Raw genomic sequence first — 15874 nt, 5'->3', positions numbered from 1 at the left:
TGCGCTGGGCGAAGGCGGCTGAAGCGCGGTCGTCAGCGGGTTTCGAGCGCGCGGGCAAGGCGGCCGACGACGGCGCGCGCCACCTCGTCCTTGCTGCCCGCCACGTGCTCGGGGGCAGCTCCATCCTTCGAGAGGATCGTCACGCTGTTCTCGTCGAGGCCGAACACGCGGTCGGTCCCGACCTCGTTGACGACGAGGAGCTCACAGCCCTTGCGTCCGAGTTTCGCGCGGCCGTACGCGAGGACGTCTCCGCCCTCGTCCCCTGTCTCCGCCGCGAAGCCCACAACCACCTGATGCGTTCCGGCCGCATCTCGCTGCCTGACGAGCTCGACGAGCACGTCAGGATTGCGTACGAGTTCGATCGGCAGGTCCGGGGCGTCGTCGCGCTTCTTGATCTTTGCCTCGCTGCGGCGCGCCGGGCGGAAGTCAGCGACCGCGGCGGCCATGACGATGGCGTCCGCCGAAGCCGCGCGCTCGAGCATCGCCTCGCGCAGTTCGAGCGCTGACTCGACCTTCACAAGCTCGGCGCCCTCGGGTGGCGCAACCTCAAGGTGGGCCGCCACGAGCGTCACGGACGCCCCAGCCTCGAGCGCCGCCCGGGCCACCGCGACCCCCTGCTTTCCGGAAGACCGATTGCCGAGGAACCGGACGGGATCGATCGACTCGCGCGTCCCCCCGGCGGAGATGACGACCCGGCGCCCGGTGAGCACGCCCTTCTCAGGCAGGGCGCCGTCGTCGTGCGTGGTTTGGTCGTGCGTGCTCTCGCCATGGGCTGTCTGGCCGTGGGCTGTCTCCACGTCCCCTTGGCTCGCGAAGCTCAGGGCTGCGGCGAAGATGTCCTCGGGGTCTGGCAGCCGGCCTGGGCCGCTGTCCTTGCCGGTAAGCCGGCCCTCCGCCGGGTCCAGCACGTGTACGCCCCGTTCGCGGAGCAGCGAAACGTTCGCTTGGGTGGCCGGATGGCGCCACATCTCGGTATGCATGGCTGGCGCCATGACGACCGGGCAGCGGGCCATGAGGAGGGTGTTGGTCAGGAGATCGTCGGCGTGCCCGCCGGCGGCGCGTGCGAGCAGATCGGCGGTTGCCGGCGCGACGACGATGAGATCCGCTTCGTGGCCGAGGCGAACGTGGTTGACCGTCTCCACAGCCTCGAACACCTCGGTGCGGACTGCCTTCCCCGAGAGCGCCTCCCACGTCGCCTTGCCGACGAAGCGGAGCGCAGCCTCCGTGGGAACGGCCGTTACGTCGTGCCCCGCCTCGGTGAAAAGTCGCAGGAGCAAGGCCGCCTTGTAGGCGGCGATCCCGCCCCCGACTCCCAGGACAACGCGCACGCGGGCCCCGGCCTCAGTCCTGGGACTCGGCGTCGCCCTCGGTGGGCTTGGCGACCAGCAGGCCGTCGTTGATCTCGCGAAGCGCGATCGAGAGGGGCTTCTCGTTGAGCTTGGTGTCGACAAGCGGGCCGACGTACTCGAAGAGGCCCTCGTGGAGCTGCGCGTAGTACGCGTTGATCTGGCGGGCGCGCTTGGCCCCGAAGATCACGAGCCCGTACTTGGAGTCCGACTTCGTCAGCAGATCGTCGATCGGCGGGTTGATGATTCCTTCGGGGTTCGAAGTCACGACATTCTCCAATGCACTGTGCGGTTGGCCTGAACAGCCCTCTAGCGCGCCGACTGGCGCGCGTGCGGGGTCAGGCCCATGAGTGAAACAAGCTCGTCTGCCGCGCGCCGGACGTCGTCATTGACGACGGTGAAATCGAACTCCGGTTCGGCAGCGAGTTCTATTTTAGCCGTTTCCAGCCTTGCCTGCTGTTCCTCGGGCGATTCGGTGCCGCGGCCGACGAGCCGGCGCACCATCTCTTCCCACGTCGGCGGGGCCAGGAACACGAATCTTGCCTCCGGCATGGCAGCCTTGACCTGCCGCGCGCCCTGCAGATCTATCTCGAGGAGCACCGCTTTGCCCTTGGCGATGGCGTCCTCGACCGAGGCACGCAACGTTCCGTACCGGTTCCTGCCGTGCACGACTGCCCATTCGAGGAAGGCGCCCTCCTCGACGAGTCGATCGAACTCCTCGGGCGACTTGAAGAAGTAGTGAACGCCCTCCTGCTCGCCGGGACGGGCGGGCCTGGTGGTGGCGGACACCGAGAGCCAGACTTCGGGATACGTATCGCGGATATACGTCGAGACGGTTCCCTTGCCGACGGCTGTGGGACCCGCGAGTACGGTGAGCCCCGTGTGCTTCGAGGTGCCCTCCGCGCGTCCTCCGTCGATGGGTGCGCTCGTTGTGCTGTCCACGCCTCGTCCCTAGCTCCCTTCGCCGGCGCAACCCGGCGTTGTATTGGGCGTTGTAGTGTCGGTGCCCGTCTTAGTCGGGGCGCCAGCCTGCTTGGGGACCAGCGTGCCCAAGCCGTCAGTCTGCCCTGAGAAAATCTATCAGCGCCCGGCGCTGATGGATGCCGAGGCCTCGCAGCCTGCGGCTCGCCGCGATGCCGAGCTGTTCCAAGATGGCGAGCGAACGCACGGGTCCGATGCCATGGAATGACTCAAGCAGCTCCGTGACCTTCAGGCGAGCGAGGGCCTCGTCCTCGTCGGCTTGCCGAAAGAGCTCGTCAAGGCTGAGGCTTCCCGCTCTGACGGCCGATTTCGCCTCGGCCCGGCGCGCACGCGCAGCCGTCGCCTTCGACACGGCCCGGTTTCGTTCTTCAGCGGTCAAGGCGTTGAGTCCCAATGCTCGCCTCCCACGTAAATGTCGCGCGCACCCCCGCACGGATGACTCCGAACCTAGTCCGCGAGCTCTAACGTGGCAATGCATTTCCACAGGCTGAAGCGCTGTGCGCCCATTGCGGCGGAAGCAGCTCAGACCAAGTCTGCGAGAGCCCGCTCGGCCCGTTCCCGGAGACCCGTGCGGGATGGGCCGCCCGCGAGGATCTCCCGGCTCGAAGTCCCGAGGACGCGCGGAGCGGCCGCTCCGAACGTCGAACGGAGGACGGCGCCCGTCGCCCCCTGAGCTCCGAGGCCCGGGGCGAGGATCGGGCCGCCCATCGCCGCGAGGTCCAGGCCCAGGCGCACGACGGCGTCGCCCACCGTTGCGCCGACGACGAGTCCGACGCTGCCGAACGGCTCGCCCGCATAGCGTGCGTTCTCCGCACCCGCTGCCTCGCATACGGTCCTGGCGACCGAGTGTGCGCCGCCCGTGTGCTGGACGGAAGCTCCCTCGGGATTCGACGTGAGGGCGAGGACGAACGCTCCGCGCCCCGTCGCCGCGGCCGCGTCAAGCGCAGGTCGAAGGGACTCGAACCCGAGGTAGGGGCTCAGCGTCACGGCATCCGCCGCAAGGGGTGAGCCTTCCCCGAGCCAGGCGTCGGCGTACGCCGCCATGGTCGAGCCGATGTCCCCGCGCTTGGCGTCCGCGATTGTCAGGACGCCAGCCTCTGCCGAGACCTCGAGGACATCCTCGAGCACCGCGAGGCCCGCCGAACCGTGCCGCTCGTACAGCGCTACCTGCGGCTTCACGGCCGCAGCCACGTCCCCGACCGCCTCTACGACGGCGAGGGAGAAGCGGCGCAGCCCGTCGACGTCGTCGGAAAGACCCCAAGCCGAAAGGAGCGAGGGGTGCGGGTCGATGCCCACGCACAAGGGGCCCCGCTCCCCCATGGCGGCGGCGAGCCTTGCGCCAAACGGCGCACGGCGCAGTGCAGGGCTCTCAGCACGGCTCGCTTCCTGATCCGGTTCGTGGCCCAGCTCAGACACCCGCTGGCTCCGCAGCCGCTGCATCGGTTCCGCTGGACAGCGCCTCACGAAGGTGTGCCGCATGCTCCTGGAGGCTCGTCACCGTCCATTCGAACTGGCGCATGGCCTCGATCGCGAGAACTGCGAAGTTGAACTCGGCGACCGTCGTGATGCAGGGCTTTCCGTTCGACGTCGCCGCAGCACGGATCTCGTACCCGTCGCCACGGGCCTCTCCGCCGGACGGAGTGTTGAAGACCATATCGATCTTCCCGTCGTTGATGAGGTCCACGATCGTGCCCTCCCCATGGGAACCCGCGCCCTCGCCCACCTTGCGGACGACAGTCGCCTGGATTCCGTTGCGCTGGAGGACGGCCGCGGTTCCGCCGGTTGAGTAGATCTCGAAGCCGAGGTCGGCGAGCTTCTTGACGCCGAGGATGACCGAGCGCTTGTCGCGGTTCGCGACCGAGACGAACGCGCGGCCCGACGTGGGCAGCGCGTTGTTCGCGCCGGCCTGGCTCTTCGCGAAGGCGGTGTCGAAGTGCTTGTCGATGCCCATGACTTCGCCGGTGGAGCGCATCTCGGGCCCGAGCAGGCTGTCGACAACGGTGCCGTCCGGGGTGCGGAAGCGGCTGAAGGGCAGGACAGCTTCCTTGACGGCCACTGCTGCATCAGGGTTGATCGCCGCACCGTCGCCCGTCTCCGGCAGCATGTGGTACGCCGTGCGGAGCTGGTGGATCGACACCCCCGTTCCGATGAGCGCCGCGGCCTTCGCCAGCTGCACGCCCGTCGCCTTCGAGACGAACGGAACGGTTCGCGACGCCCGCGGATTGGCCTCGAGCACGTAGAGCACGTCTGCAGCGAGGGCGAACTGGATGTTGATGAGCCCCCGCACGCCCACGCCCTCGGCGATGGCCGCCGTCGCCTCGCGCACCCGCTCGAGGACATCCTCGCCCAGGGTCACAGGCGGAAGGACGCAGGCCGAGTCACCCGAGTGGATTCCGGCTTCCTCGATGTGCTCCATGATCCCGCCGAGGTACAGCTCGCGGCCGTCGTAGAGCGCGTCCACGTCGATCTCGACGGCGTCCTCGAGGAAGCGGTCGATCAGGACGGGATGGTCTGGCGTGATTTCGGTCGCGTTCTCGATGTAGCGCTGGAGGTTCGGCTCGTCGTACACGATCTCCATGCCGCGGCCGCCGAGCACGTACGAGGGCCGCACGAGGACCGGGTAGCCGATCTCGTCCGCGATCCGCTTGGCCTCGTCGAACGAGACGGCTGTGCCGTTCTTGGGCGAGACGAGCCCGGCGTCGTCGAGCACCTTGGCGAAGGCGCCGCGATGCTCGGCGAGGTCGATCGCTTCGGGCGACGTGCCGAGGATCGGCACACCGGCATCGGCGAGCTGCTGGGCGAGCTTGAGCGGGGTCTGGCCGCCCAGCTGGACGAACACGCCCATGACGCCGCCCGTGCGCTCCTCGGCTGCGATGACCTCGAGCACGTCCTCGAGCGTGAGCGGCTCGAAGTAGAGGCGGGTCGAGATGTCGTAGTCGGTCGAGACCGTCTCCGGGTTGCAGTTCACCATGACCGTCTCGTAGCCCGCCTTGCGGAGCGCCATCGAGGCGTGGACGCATGAATAGTCGAACTCGATGCCCTGGCCGATGCGGTTCGGACCCGAACCGAGGATCACGATCGACGGCTTCGAGTGCAGGCCGACCTCGTCCTCCTCGTCGTAGGACGAGTAGTGATACGGGGTGTAGGCGGCGAACTCGGCGGCACACGTGTCGACGGTCTTGTACACCGGGCGCACGCCGAGAGCCTGGCGGACGCCGCGGACGACGTCCTCTGAATGGTGGGTGAGCGCACCGATCTGCTCGTCGGAGAAGCCGTGGCGCTTGGCGAGGCGCAGGACATCCTCTGTGAGGGCCGGAGCGGCCTTGATCTCCGCGGCCACCTCGTTGAGGAGCTGGAGCTGGTCAAGGAACCACGGATCGATCGCCGTGGCAGCGTAGAGCTCGTCGGCGCTCGCGCCGCCGAGGAGGGCGCGCTGAACCTGCTTGAGCCGGTCCGTCGTCGGCTGCTTTGCCTGCTCGACGAGCTGCGCCACCTCGTACTCGGGCACGGGTGAGAAGTCGAGCTGCGCACCGCGCTGCTCGAGGGAGCGCAGCGCCTTCTGGAGCGCCTCCGTGAAGTTGCGTCCGAGGGCCATCGCCTCGCCCACGCTCTTCATGGTGGTCGTGAGCGTCGGATCCGCGGCGGGGAACTTCTCGAACGCGAATCGCGGCACCTTGACGACGACGTAGTCGAGCGTCGGCTCGAAGCTCGCCGGCGTCTTCTGCGTGATGTCGTTCGGGATCTCGTCGAGCGTGTAGCCGAGGGAGAGCTTCGTGGCGATCTTCGCAATCGCGAAGCCCGTCGCCTTGGAAGCCAGCGCCGAGGAGCGCGAGACGCGCGGGTTCATCTCGATGACGATGACGCGCCCGGTCTTCGGGTCGACGGCGAACTGGATGTTGCAGCCACCCGTGTCAACGCCGACCTCGCGGATGACGGCGATCGCGACGTCCCGCAGCTTCTGGTACTCGCGGTCGGTGAGCGTCAGCGCTGGGGCGACCGTGATCGAGTCGCCTGTGTGGACGCCGACCGGGTCGAAGTTCTCGATCGAGCACACGACCACGACGTTGTCGTTCTTGTCGCGCATCATCTCGAGCTCGTACTCCTTCCAGCCGAGGATGCTCTCCTCGAGGAGCACCTCGGTGGTCGGGCTGTAGAGCAGGCCTTGGCCCACAATGCGGCGAAGGTCCTCCTCCGTGTACGCGAAGCCCGAACCCAGACCGCCCATCGTGAAGGAGGGACGGACCACGAGCGGGTAGCCGAGCCACTCCGCGGCAGCCAGAGCCTCGTCGATCGTGTGCACGATCTGGCTGCGCGCGGACTCCGCGCCACACCGCTCGACGACGCCCTTGAACTTCTCCCGGTCCTCGCCCAGCTCGATCGCCTCGATGTTCGCGCCGATGAGCTCGACGCCGTACTTCGTCAGCACGCCGTTCTTGTCGAGGGCGATCGCCGTGTTGAGGGCGGTCTGGCCTCCGAGGGTCGGGAGGACCGCGTCCGGGCGCTCCTTCGCGATGATCTTCTCGACGACCTCCGGAGTGATGGGCTCGACGTAGGTCGCGTCCGCGAACTCGGGGTCGGTCATGATCGTCGCAGGGTTCGAGTTGACGAGGATCACCCGGAGGCCCTCGTCCTTGAGCACGCGGAGCGCCTGAGTCCCCGAGTAGTCGAATTCGGCAGCCTGGCCGATGACGATCGGGCCGGAACCAATGACGAGGACGCTCTTGAGGTCTGTACGCTTCGGCATTACTTCGCTTCCTCGCTCTGAGAGGTCTTCTGGCTGTCCATGAGATCGATGAACCTGTCGAACAGGTAGGCGGCGTCGTGGGGACCGGCCGCCGCCTCGGGGTGGTACTGCACCGAGAATGCGGGGATGTCGAGGCAGGCAAGGCCCTCGACAACCTGGTCGTTGAGGCTCACGTGGCTCACCTCGACACGCCCGTAGCGCTCCTCAGGCGCCGTCGTCGGGCCGTCGAGGGGTGCGTCGACCGCGAAGCCGTGATTCTGGGACGTGATCTCCACCTTGCCCGTGCGGCGGTCCATGACCGGCTGGTTGATCCCGCGGTGGCCGTACCGGAGCTTGTATGTGCCGAAGCCGAGCGCCCGGCCGAGGATCTGGTTGCCGAAGCAGATGCCGAAGTACGGGATATGCTCGTCGAGCACGGAACGGAGCAGCGCAACCTGCGCGTCGGCCGTGGCGGGATCGCCCGGGCCGTTCGACATGAAGAATCCGTCGGGGCTGACAGCCTTGACGTCGTCGAGAGTCGAGCTGGCGGGAAGGACGTGAACCCGCACGCCGCGCTCGGCGAAGCGATGCGGCGTCATCGACTTGATACCGAGGTCGACGGCGGCGATCGTGAAGCGCGGCTCGTCTTCCCAGCCGTGGTCACGGGGCTCGACCGTGTAGGACTCGTCCACGCTGACCTCTTCCGCGAGGCGCGAGCCCTCCATCGGCGCGCTCCCGAGCACCTCGTCGAGCAGCTCCTTGTCGCTGCGCTCGGCAGCCTCACCGGAGAAGATGCCTGCGCGCATCGTGCGGTGCTCGCGGAGGTGCCGAGTGATGGCACGCGTATCGACGCCTTGGATGCCGACGACGCCCTGCCGCGCGAGCTCGTCGTCGAGGCTTCCCTCGGAGCGCCAGTTGGACGGGCGGCGTGCGGGGTCCCGGACCACGTACCCGGCGACCCAGATGCGGGTGGACTCGGGATCCTCGGCGTTGACGCCCGTGTTGCCGATGTGGGGCGCAGTCTGGACGACGATTTGACGATCGTACGAGGGATCGGTGATCGTCTCCTGGTATCCGGTCATGCCGGTCGCGAAGACCGCTTCGCCGAGGGTCGTGCCCACGGCCCCGTAGCTACGGCCACGGAACACGCGTCCATCCTCAAGCACCAGCACAGCCGGGGTGCTGTGGTTCGCTGCCCCGTTCGTCACATCAGTCACTGTTCACTCTTCTTCCTGGTCTGCTGGCGTGCTGCCGTCCCGGCGTCCCGCACTCATGAGGTCTTCGATCGCTGCCACGAGGGCAGCCTTTTCTTCTGGTCGTCGGGTTCGGAACCCGGTGTCCAAGGACTTCTCCCCGAGCCGCCACTCGAGCACCACGAGGCCGTCGCGCTCGACGAACTTGCCGGCCATGCCGCTGCCTAGCCGGACCTCCGCGAGGTCCGCCGCGGGGACCCACAGGGGACCGGATCCCGCGCGGTCGAACAGGACACCGCCGTCGCACACTACGGCGTCCGCTCGCGTGCGGATCCCGAGCCCATGCACCGCAATCCGGTCCAGCCAGTCTCCGGCTGACGTCGTCGTCACGTATTGCCCCTCGGCCCGGAAGAGCTCGCTGCCGGGATCCTCCGGGAAAGGCGGCGGAACCGGCACGTCTGCCTGCCGGCGCTTGCGTGCTCGCCAGCCCAGCGCGACGAGCAGCACGAGCAGCACGACGAAGATGACCGAGGTGACGAAGGTCAGGAGGTGGTCGCTCACTGCGCCACCACTGCGGCCGACTCCGGGCGCGGAGCGTTCAGCGTCCCGTCGAGGACGGTCGGATGCCCGCGGAAGAACGTCGCGACGACGCGGCCCGGCAGTTCCCGCCCCACAAACGGCGAGTTTCGCCCCTTCGTCGCCTGCTTGGACGGATCGACAGTCCAGCGCGCGGACGGATCCACGAGGGCGATGTTGGCAGGCTCGCCCTCGGCGAGAGGCCGCCCCTGATCCGCGACCCGCCCGATCCCCGAAGGAATGACGGACATCGCCTCGGCTACCCTCGCCCAGTCGATCAGGCCGCTCTCGACCATCGTGTGCTGCACGACCGAGAGCGCGGTCTCGAGGCCGGTCATGCCCATCGCCGCCTGAGCCCACTCGCATTCCTTGTGCTCGCTCGGGTGCGGGGCGTGGTCGGTCCCGACGACGTCGATCGTGCCGTCGGCGAGGGCTGCTCGGAGCGCGTCGACGTCCTCTTGGGTGCGAAGGGGCGGGTTCACCTTGAACACGGGATCGTAACTTCGCACGAGTTCATCGGTGAGCCACAGATGGTGCGGGGTGACCTCGGCGGTGACCGAGATGCCGCGCGACTTCGCCCACCGGATAATCTCGACCGAGCCCGCGGTGGAGACGTGGCACACGTGGAGGCGCGAGCCGACGTGCTGCGCGAGCAGGACATCGCGCGCGATGATGCTCTCCTCCGCGACGGCTGGCCACCCCGGAAGTCCGAGGACGGCCGAGACGACGCCTTCGTTCATCTGCGCGCCCGCGGTGAGGCGCGGCTCCTGCGCATGCTGGGCCACCACGCCGTCGAACGCCTTGACGTACTCGAGGGCGCGGCGCATGAGCACGGGATCGTGCACGCACATCCCGTCGTCCGAGAACATGCGGACCTGAGCGGCCGAGTTCGCCATGGCGCCGATCTCCGCGAGCTGCTCGCCCGCGAGCCCGACGGTCACTGCGCCGACGGGGCGGACGTCAACCCACCCGGCCCGGCGCCCGAGGCTGTGGACCTGTTCGACCACTCCCGCGGTGTCCGCCACCGGGCTGCTGTTGGCCATCGCGTGGACCGCGGTGTAGCCCCCGCGCGCCGCCGCCCGCGATCCGGTCTCGACGGTCTCGGCATCCTCCCGGCCAGGCTCGCGCAGATGGGTGTGGACATCGACCAGGCCCGGAAGCGCGACGAGGCCCTCGGCGTCGACGACGGTCGCACCAGACGCGTCCGCAATGCTGCCGACCTGGGCGATGCGTCCGTCCTCGATGAGGAGGTCAGCGCGCTCCCGTCCATAGAGCGAGGCACCGCGCACCAGATAGCGCGTGCTGTTCGAGGCAGAGGCCGCTGATGCGGGGGTCGCAGTGGTCATCGGGCAGACTCCTTCGCGGACATGAGCAGATAGAGGACGGCCATTCGCACCGAGACGCCGTTGGCGACCTGGCGGAGCACCTGCGAGCGGTCCGAATCGGCGGCCGTCGAGGAGATCTCGAGGCCTCGAACCATCGGCCCGGGGTGGAGGATCACGGTGTCCTTGAAGGCCGGCGTGCTGAAGCGGTCGAACCTCTCGTCACCGAGACCCCACAAGCGCGAGTATTCAGCCGTCGAGGGGAAGTACGAGGCGTTCATGCGCTCGGCCTGCACACGGAGCATCATGACCGCGTCGGGCGCCTGGTCGAGCACCGAGTCGAGGTCGTAGCTCACGTCACAGGGCCAGTGCTCGACGCCGATGGGCAGCAGGGTGGGCGGCGCTACGAGGGTCACGCTCGCGCCGAGGGTCGTGAGGAGCCACACGTTCGAGCGCGCGACTCGCGAGTGGAGGATGTCGCCCACGATGACGACGTGCGCACCTGCGAGATCGGCGCCAGCCGACTGCGTCCCCGAGACGCGAGCGAGGTGGCGCCTCAGCGTGAACGCATCGAGCAGCGCCTGAGTCGGGTGCTCGTGGGTGCCGTCGCCGGCGTTGACCACCGCGGCCTGGATCCAATCCGTCATGGCGAGCCGATGCGGCGCGCCGGCAGCGGAGTGGCGGATGACGACGGCGTCCGCACCGATTGCCTCGAGCGTCTGCGCGGTGTCCTTGAGCGATTCGCCCTTCGAGACGGACGAGCCTTTGGCCGCGAAGTTGATGACGTCGGCAGAGAGCCGCTTGGCGGCCGCCTCGAACGAGATCCGTGTCCGCGTCGAGTCCTCGAAGAAGAGGTTGACGACTGTCCGGCCCCGCAGCGCGGGGAGCTTGCGGACCTCCCTGTCGTTGACGGCGGCCATCTCCTCGGCGGTGTCGAGGATGGCGATCGCATCACCGGGGGTCAGGTCACGGGTTGAGAGGAGATGTTTCATCGTGCCTGATCCTCACTGTCCGCCCCTGCGGGGGACTCGATCGCCACGTGGTCCTCAAGGAAGCCGCCGTCGGCGGGGCCATCGGTTTCGGCGAGGCGCACGCGTACCTTCTCTACAGCAGAAGTCGGGAGGTTCTTCCCCACGTGATCTGCTCTGATCGGCAGCTCGCGGTGCCCGCGGTCTACCAGGACGGCGAGGCGCACGATGCGCGGCCTCCCGAGATCGACCAGCGCGTCGAGCGCGGCGCGGATCGTCCTGCCCGAATACAGCACGTCATCGACGAGGACGACGACCTTGTCATCGATCCCCTGCGCCGGGAGCTTCGTCGGAGACGGCGGGCGGGTTGGCTGTCTGGACAGGTCATCGCGGAACATCGTGATGTCGAGCTGGCCGACGATCTGTTCGGCGACGATGCTCGGATCCGCCGAGGCGAGCTTCCGCGCGAGGCGGACGGCCAACGGATAGCCGCGGCGCGGAATCCCGAGGAGGACGAGATCCTGAGGGCCCTTGTTGGCCTCGAGGATCTCATGCGCTATTCGCGTGAGTGCGCGATCGATATCTGCTGCGTTCAGGACGACGCGGCCCGAGAGCGCGTGCTGCGCTGGGGCTGCGGTCCGTGACGCTCCGTTGTCTGCTGCGGCAGGTGCCACGCCAGACCCCTTTCCCCGCCTCACAGGACGGAATTAAAAGGATGTGAAGGCTGAACCGCCTTCAAAACTATCACAGCCCGAGGTTGCCCTCGCGGGCCATGTGGGCCACGGAACATTCCGGCCCTCCCCCGCGCCACACCAGCCCCAAGCTAGCCTTGGGGCATGACGAGCAAAGCGCCGTGGCCGCCCCCAGACGGGCGTCCCGGACTTCCGCCGCAGATCCTCTGGGATGTGCCGGCCCCGCCGCAGCCGCCGCACCACCGGGCTCCCGGCCTCACCGCGCTTCTGCTGGCCGGTGGAGTGCTCGTCCTCGCGGGCCTCGCACTCGTCGTGCCGTTCCTGCTGTCCTCGACCGGAACGGGCGGACTAGCGATCGGTTTCGTGCTCTCGCTCGTGCCACTCGCCATCGTCCTCGGCACGGTCGCGTTCGTGGACCGCTGGGAGCCTGAACCGAAGCGCCTGCTTGCGTTCGCGCTCGCGTGGGGGTCCGTCGTCGCCGTCGCCACGACGACGCTCGCCCAGCCCGTCTTCATGGCCGTCTTCGCGCCCATGAACGCTGATCGTGACGCCACGCTGTCCTTTCTCGCGACGGTGGAGGCGCCGTTCGTCGAGGAGGTCTCGAAGGGAATCGGTCTCCTCGTGCTGTTCCTCGCAGCCCGCAAGTACTTCGACGGTCCGGTTGACGGCGTCGTCTACGGCATGACGATCGCGGCCGGCTTCGCCTTCACCGAGAACATCCTGTACTTCGGACGAGCCTTCGCCAATGGAACGGGCTCCGCCACCGGGCTCGTGGTGGTGTTCATGCTGCGGGGCATCCTTTCGCCTTTCACGCATGCGATGTTCACCGGAACGCTGGGCGCCGTGATCGGATTCGCCGCGCGGCGCTGGAACGCAGGCCTCGGCATTGTGGCGTTCGTCGTCGGGCTCATTCCCGCCATGTTCCTGCACCACTTGTGGAACAGTTCTGGCGACAGCTTCTTCTTCCTGTACGTCGCCGTCCAGATTCCGCTCTTCTGCGTGGCCCTCGCGGGGATCTACCTCCTCCGCCGCGCCGACGCCAGACTGACGCATCGACGGCTGACCGAATACGCCGTCGCCGGTTGGTTCACGCCGCTCGAGGTCGACATGCTGGCGACTCCGCGGGGCAGGCGCGCGGGAATCCGGTGGGCCGCCTCCCGCGGGCGTGCCCCCGCGATGAGACAGTTCATCCGGGTCGCCACCGAACTGGCCTACACGCGGCAGCGTGCCGTGAGCGGTCGCGACCTCTCTGGCTATGCCATCGCCGAGAAGGGTTACCTAGACGAGGCAGGCCGGCTCAGGGACGTGATCGTCGCTCCCTGACCCGGCCTGTTCTGGCTTGTACTGCCGTCTCTCAGGCGAGCAGCGTCGGCTTGAGCGACTGGAGCCGCCCCAGGAGGCCGTTCACGAACGCCGGGGAGTCGTCGGTCGACATCGTGCGGGCGAGGGCCACGGCCTCGCTCACCGCGACGCCGTCCGGAACCTCGTCGTTGAACAGCAGTTCCCACGTGCCGATCCGCAGGATCACGCGGTCGACGGCGGGCATCCGCTCAAGCGTCCAGCCCTGCGCGTACGTGCGCAGGATCTCATCGATCTGGCCCTGCTTCGCGACCACGCCCGAGACGATCTCTTCGGTGTACGGATTGATCTGCTGATCGGTCCGCTCGAGGCGCCGCTGAATGACCTCAGACGGCGCGACCGAGCGCTGCTCAGCCTCGAAGAGGATGTCGAGGGCCCGGCTTCGGGCCTTGCCGCGGGCGCTCACTAGTCGTTGACACGTCCCAGGTAGCTGCCGTCGCGGGTGTCGACCTTGACCTTCGTCCCTGTCTCGAGGAACAGCGGAACCTGGATCTCGTAACCGGTCTCGAGCGTCGCCGGCTTGGTGCCCGCGGACGAGCGGTCGCCCTGGAGCCCCGGCTCCGTGTACGTGATCTCGAGAGTGACGCTCGGCGGGAGCTCGATGTAGAGCGGAGCACCCTCGTTGAGCGCGATGAGCACGTTCTGGTTCTCGAGCATGAAGTTGGCGGCGTCGCCCACGGCCTCGGCCGAAATGTGGATCTGGTCGTAGTCCTCCGTGTCCATGAACACGAAGTCGGTGCCGTCCTTGTAGAGGTACTGGTAGTCGCGGCGGTCGACAGTCGCCGTGTCGATCTTCGCTCCGGCGTTGAACGTACGGTCGACGACCTTGCCGGAAGTGATGTTGCGCATCTTCGTACGCACGAACGCGCCACCCTTGCCGGGCTTGACGTGCTGGAACTCGATGATGTTCCAGAGCTGGCCGTCAATCTTCAGCACGGTGCCGTTCTTGATGTCGTTGGTCGTTGCCACGTATCCCTCTCATGTCTGCGTGCTGGCGCCACCGAGACAGGGGCCAGCAGCACGCGCGGAAATCCGGGGTCCATTCTACCCGCGGCCGAGCGGGCACTCCCCCGAGGCGGCCTCTCCGCCTCGCGACCGCTCTACGCGGACGAGCCGAACCGCTCCTCGCGCGCCCGCCCGAGCGCAACGGTGCTCGAGTAGATGAGGCTCGCATCCGCGGACGCCGCGACGCGCAGTTCGAGGGCCTTCGCGAAGGCATCCTCGGCGGAAGCATACTGGCCCCGGGTGAACTGGATCATTCCGAGATATTGCTGGACTGTCGCCTCACGGGCAGTCCCCTTGACCTCGGCAAGGATCTGACGCACCCGCTCGAGTGCACGGTCGTTTCGATTCCCGAGGCGCAGGACGTCGAGTTCGAGCACCTTGAGCCGGAAGGATTCGGGGTCGTGATAGCGGGCCTCGACGATGAGCTCGGCGGCCTTGCTGACGTGGCCGCGGGCAAGTTCGACGACGGCGCGGTCCTCGAGCGAACCGCTCGCCTCGAGGGCGGCCTCGCACCGCTCCTCGTCCACGACGACAGCATTGAGCGTGTCAGGATCGACGGCGATGCCGGGAAAGCCCGCGTCGGGCCACTCGCGCCGGTCGATCATCATGCTGGGATTCCTTCGGCAATCTCCTGATACGCAGCGAACAGGAGGGAAGTGTCGGGGACGTCGAGGATTCCGGGCCTGGCGACGTCGTCGAGCACGACGAAGCGCAGGAGGTCGCCGCGTGCCTTCTTGTCCCTCCGCATGCCGTCGAGCAGCGCTTGCCACCGGTCGCCGCGGTAGGAAGTCGGGAGGCCCAGCCCCTGCAGGATGCTGCGGTGCCGATCGGCCACAGCGTCGTCGAGCCGGCCCACACTGCGGGCGAGTTCGGCTGCGAACATCATGCCCACGCTCACGGCCGCCCCATGCCGCCACTGGTAGCGCTCCGCGAGCTCGATCGCGTGTCCGAGAGTGTGGCCGTAGTTGAGGATCTCCCGCTGCCCGCTCTCCTTGAGGTCTGATGAGACGACCTCGGCCTTGACGGCGATGGAGCGCTCAACGAGTTCGCGAAGCGTGGCGGAAGCGGGATCCGTGGTGCCCTCAGGATCACCCTCGATGAGGCCGAGGATCGTGGGGTCCGCGATGAAGCCGCACTTGACTACCTCGGCAAGTCCTGAGACGAGCTCATTGCGCGGCAGGGTCGCGAGGGCGTCGAGGTCCGCGAGCACCGCGGCGGGCGGGTGGAACGCGCCGACGAGGTTCTTGCCCTCCGCCGTGTTGATGCCAGTCTTGCCTCCCACCGCGGCATCGACCATTCCGAGCAGACTGGTCGGGATGTGCACCACGCGGACGCCGCGCAACCAGGTGGCGGCCACGAAGCCGCCAAGATCGGTCACCGCTCCGCCGCCTACCGAGACGATCGCGTCAGAGCGAGTGAAGTCGTTCTGGCCGAGCACCTGCCAGCAGAAGGCAGCGACCTGGATGTGCTTGCCTTCCTCGGCATCCGGGATCTCTGCGGTGAGCGCCGTGAAGCCGTCGGACTCAAGGGACTCCCGCACGGCGTCGCCCGTTGCACGGAGAGCACGCGGGTGGACGACGAGCACACGCTTGACCCGCTCGCCGAGAATAGGCGCAAGGCGCCCCAAGAGGCCGTGGCCGACGATGACGTCGTAGTTTTCCTGAGGCTGTGAGCCCGTGACTTTGATGACGGTGTGGTCGCTGCTGATG

At 67.9% G+C, this 15874-nt stretch carries 16 protein-coding genes; 1 reads left to right on the top strand and 15 read right to left on the bottom strand.

Features of this window, described 5'->3' with window-relative positions:
- Positions 1–32: 32 nt before the first annotated feature.
- The 11 genes from L0M17_RS09910 to pyrR form a co-directional block, all read right to left on the bottom strand.
- On the bottom strand, positions 33–1328 hold the full coding sequence (locus L0M17_RS09910) for a bifunctional phosphopantothenoylcysteine decarboxylase/phosphopantothenate synthase (protein WP_241053793.1): 1296 nt from the start codon (positions 1326–1328) through the stop codon (positions 33–35).
- 13 nt (positions 1329–1341) lie between these two features.
- Entirely contained in the window at positions 1342–1614 is a 273-nt protein-coding gene (gene rpoZ / locus L0M17_RS09905; protein ID WP_308196851.1) for a DNA-directed RNA polymerase subunit omega, read from the bottom strand.
- A 41-nt stretch (positions 1615–1655) separates the two neighbouring features.
- Positions 1656–2264 carry a guanylate kinase gene (gmk, locus tag L0M17_RS09900; protein WP_241056393.1) on the bottom strand — a complete coding sequence of 203 codons (609 nt, stop codon included), beginning with the start codon at positions 2262–2264 and terminating at the stop codon, positions 1656–1658.
- Between the two features lie 139 nt (positions 2265–2403).
- A complete protein-coding gene (mihF, locus tag L0M17_RS09895) occupies positions 2404–2721 on the bottom strand; it encodes an integration host factor, actinobacterial type (RefSeq protein ID WP_241053792.1) in 318 nt (105 codons plus the stop codon).
- Positions 2722–2849: 128 nt separating this feature from the next.
- Complete coding sequence (gene pyrF / locus L0M17_RS09890) at positions 2850–3734, bottom strand: orotidine-5'-phosphate decarboxylase (protein ID WP_372498061.1); 885 nt, start codon at positions 3732–3734, stop codon at positions 2850–2852.
- Position 3735: 1 nt separating this feature from the next.
- Positions 3736–7071: a carbamoyl-phosphate synthase large subunit gene (gene carB / locus L0M17_RS09885; RefSeq protein WP_241053791.1), complete on the bottom strand. Its 3336-nt coding sequence runs from the start codon at positions 7069–7071 to the stop codon at positions 3736–3738.
- Complete coding sequence (gene carA / locus L0M17_RS09880) at positions 7071–8267, bottom strand: glutamine-hydrolyzing carbamoyl-phosphate synthase small subunit (protein WP_241053790.1); 1197 nt, start codon at positions 8265–8267, stop codon at positions 7071–7073. The genes carB and carA overlap by 1 nt, the downstream gene beginning before the upstream one ends.
- A gap of 3 nt (positions 8268–8270) precedes the next feature.
- Complete coding sequence (locus tag L0M17_RS09875; RefSeq protein ID WP_241053789.1) at positions 8271–8804, bottom strand: PH-like domain-containing protein; 534 nt, start codon at positions 8802–8804, stop codon at positions 8271–8273.
- A complete protein-coding gene (locus tag L0M17_RS09870; RefSeq protein ID WP_241053788.1) occupies positions 8801–10165 on the bottom strand; it encodes a dihydroorotase in 1365 nt (454 codons plus the stop codon). The genes L0M17_RS09875 and L0M17_RS09870 overlap by 4 nt, the downstream gene beginning before the upstream one ends.
- Positions 10162–11133 (bottom strand): aspartate carbamoyltransferase catalytic subunit, encoded by a 972-nt coding sequence (locus tag L0M17_RS09865; RefSeq protein WP_241053787.1) that lies wholly within the window; start codon positions 11131–11133, stop codon positions 10162–10164. The genes L0M17_RS09870 and L0M17_RS09865 overlap by 4 nt, the downstream gene beginning before the upstream one ends.
- Positions 11130–11783 (bottom strand): bifunctional pyr operon transcriptional regulator/uracil phosphoribosyltransferase PyrR, encoded by a 654-nt coding sequence (gene pyrR / locus L0M17_RS09860; RefSeq protein WP_308196850.1) that lies wholly within the window; start codon positions 11781–11783, stop codon positions 11130–11132. Before pyrR ends, L0M17_RS09865 begins: the two co-directional genes overlap by 4 nt.
- A gap of 162 nt (positions 11784–11945) precedes the next feature.
- Here pyrR and L0M17_RS09855 point away from each other — a divergent pair, with 162 nt between their 5' ends.
- The gene (locus tag L0M17_RS09855; protein ID WP_241053786.1) at positions 11946–13124 is read left to right on the top strand and encodes a PrsW family intramembrane metalloprotease; all 1179 of its coding nucleotides are present in this window, start codon (positions 11946–11948) and stop codon (positions 13122–13124) included.
- 31 nt (positions 13125–13155) lie between these two features.
- Here L0M17_RS09855 and nusB read toward each other — a convergent pair whose 3' ends face one another.
- The 4 genes from nusB to aroB form a co-directional block, all read right to left on the bottom strand.
- Positions 13156–13566, bottom strand: a complete 411-nt coding sequence (nusB, locus tag L0M17_RS09850) for a transcription antitermination factor NusB (RefSeq protein WP_241053785.1) — start codon at positions 13564–13566, stop codon at positions 13156–13158.
- On the bottom strand, positions 13566–14129 hold the full coding sequence (gene efp / locus L0M17_RS09845) for an elongation factor P (RefSeq protein WP_043121181.1): 564 nt from the start codon (positions 14127–14129) through the stop codon (positions 13566–13568). Before efp ends, nusB begins: the two co-directional genes overlap by 1 nt.
- Before the next feature lie 131 nt (positions 14130–14260).
- Positions 14261–14773: a tetratricopeptide repeat protein gene (locus L0M17_RS09840; RefSeq protein WP_241053784.1), complete on the bottom strand. Its 513-nt coding sequence runs from the start codon at positions 14771–14773 to the stop codon at positions 14261–14263.
- Positions 14770–15873, bottom strand: coding sequence for a 3-dehydroquinate synthase (gene aroB / locus L0M17_RS09835; protein ID WP_241056390.1), 1104 nt, complete (start codon positions 15871–15873; stop codon positions 14770–14772). Before aroB ends, L0M17_RS09840 begins: the two co-directional genes overlap by 4 nt.
- Position 15874: the final 1 nt, after the last annotated feature.

The sequence above is a fragment of the Sinomonas terrae genome (assembly GCF_022539255.1).
Lineage (GTDB): Bacteria > Actinomycetota > Actinomycetes > Actinomycetales > Micrococcaceae > Sinomonas > Sinomonas terrae.
This window is presented reverse-complemented; position numbering and strand designations above follow the sequence as displayed.

What these genes read in the sequence shown, in the direction of transcription:
- carB (WP_241053791.1), bottom strand. Translation starts at nt 7,071, where the DNA reads ATGCCGAAGCGTACAGACCTCAAGAGCGTCCTCGTCATTGGTTCCGGC.
- L0M17_RS09870 (WP_241053788.1), bottom strand. Translation starts at nt 10,165, where the DNA reads ATGACCACTGCGACCCCCGCATCAGCGGCCTCTGCCTCGAACAGCACG.
- L0M17_RS09865 (WP_241053787.1), bottom strand. Translation starts at nt 11,133, where the DNA reads ATGAAACATCTCCTCTCAACCCGTGACCTGACCCCCGGTGATGCGATC.
- L0M17_RS09855 (WP_241053786.1), top strand. Translation starts at nt 11,946, where the DNA reads ATGACGAGCAAAGCGCCGTGGCCGCCCCCAGACGGGCGTCCCGGACTT.
- L0M17_RS09840 (WP_241053784.1), bottom strand. Translation starts at nt 14,773, where the DNA reads ATGATGATCGACCGGCGCGAGTGGCCCGACGCGGGCTTTCCCGGCATC.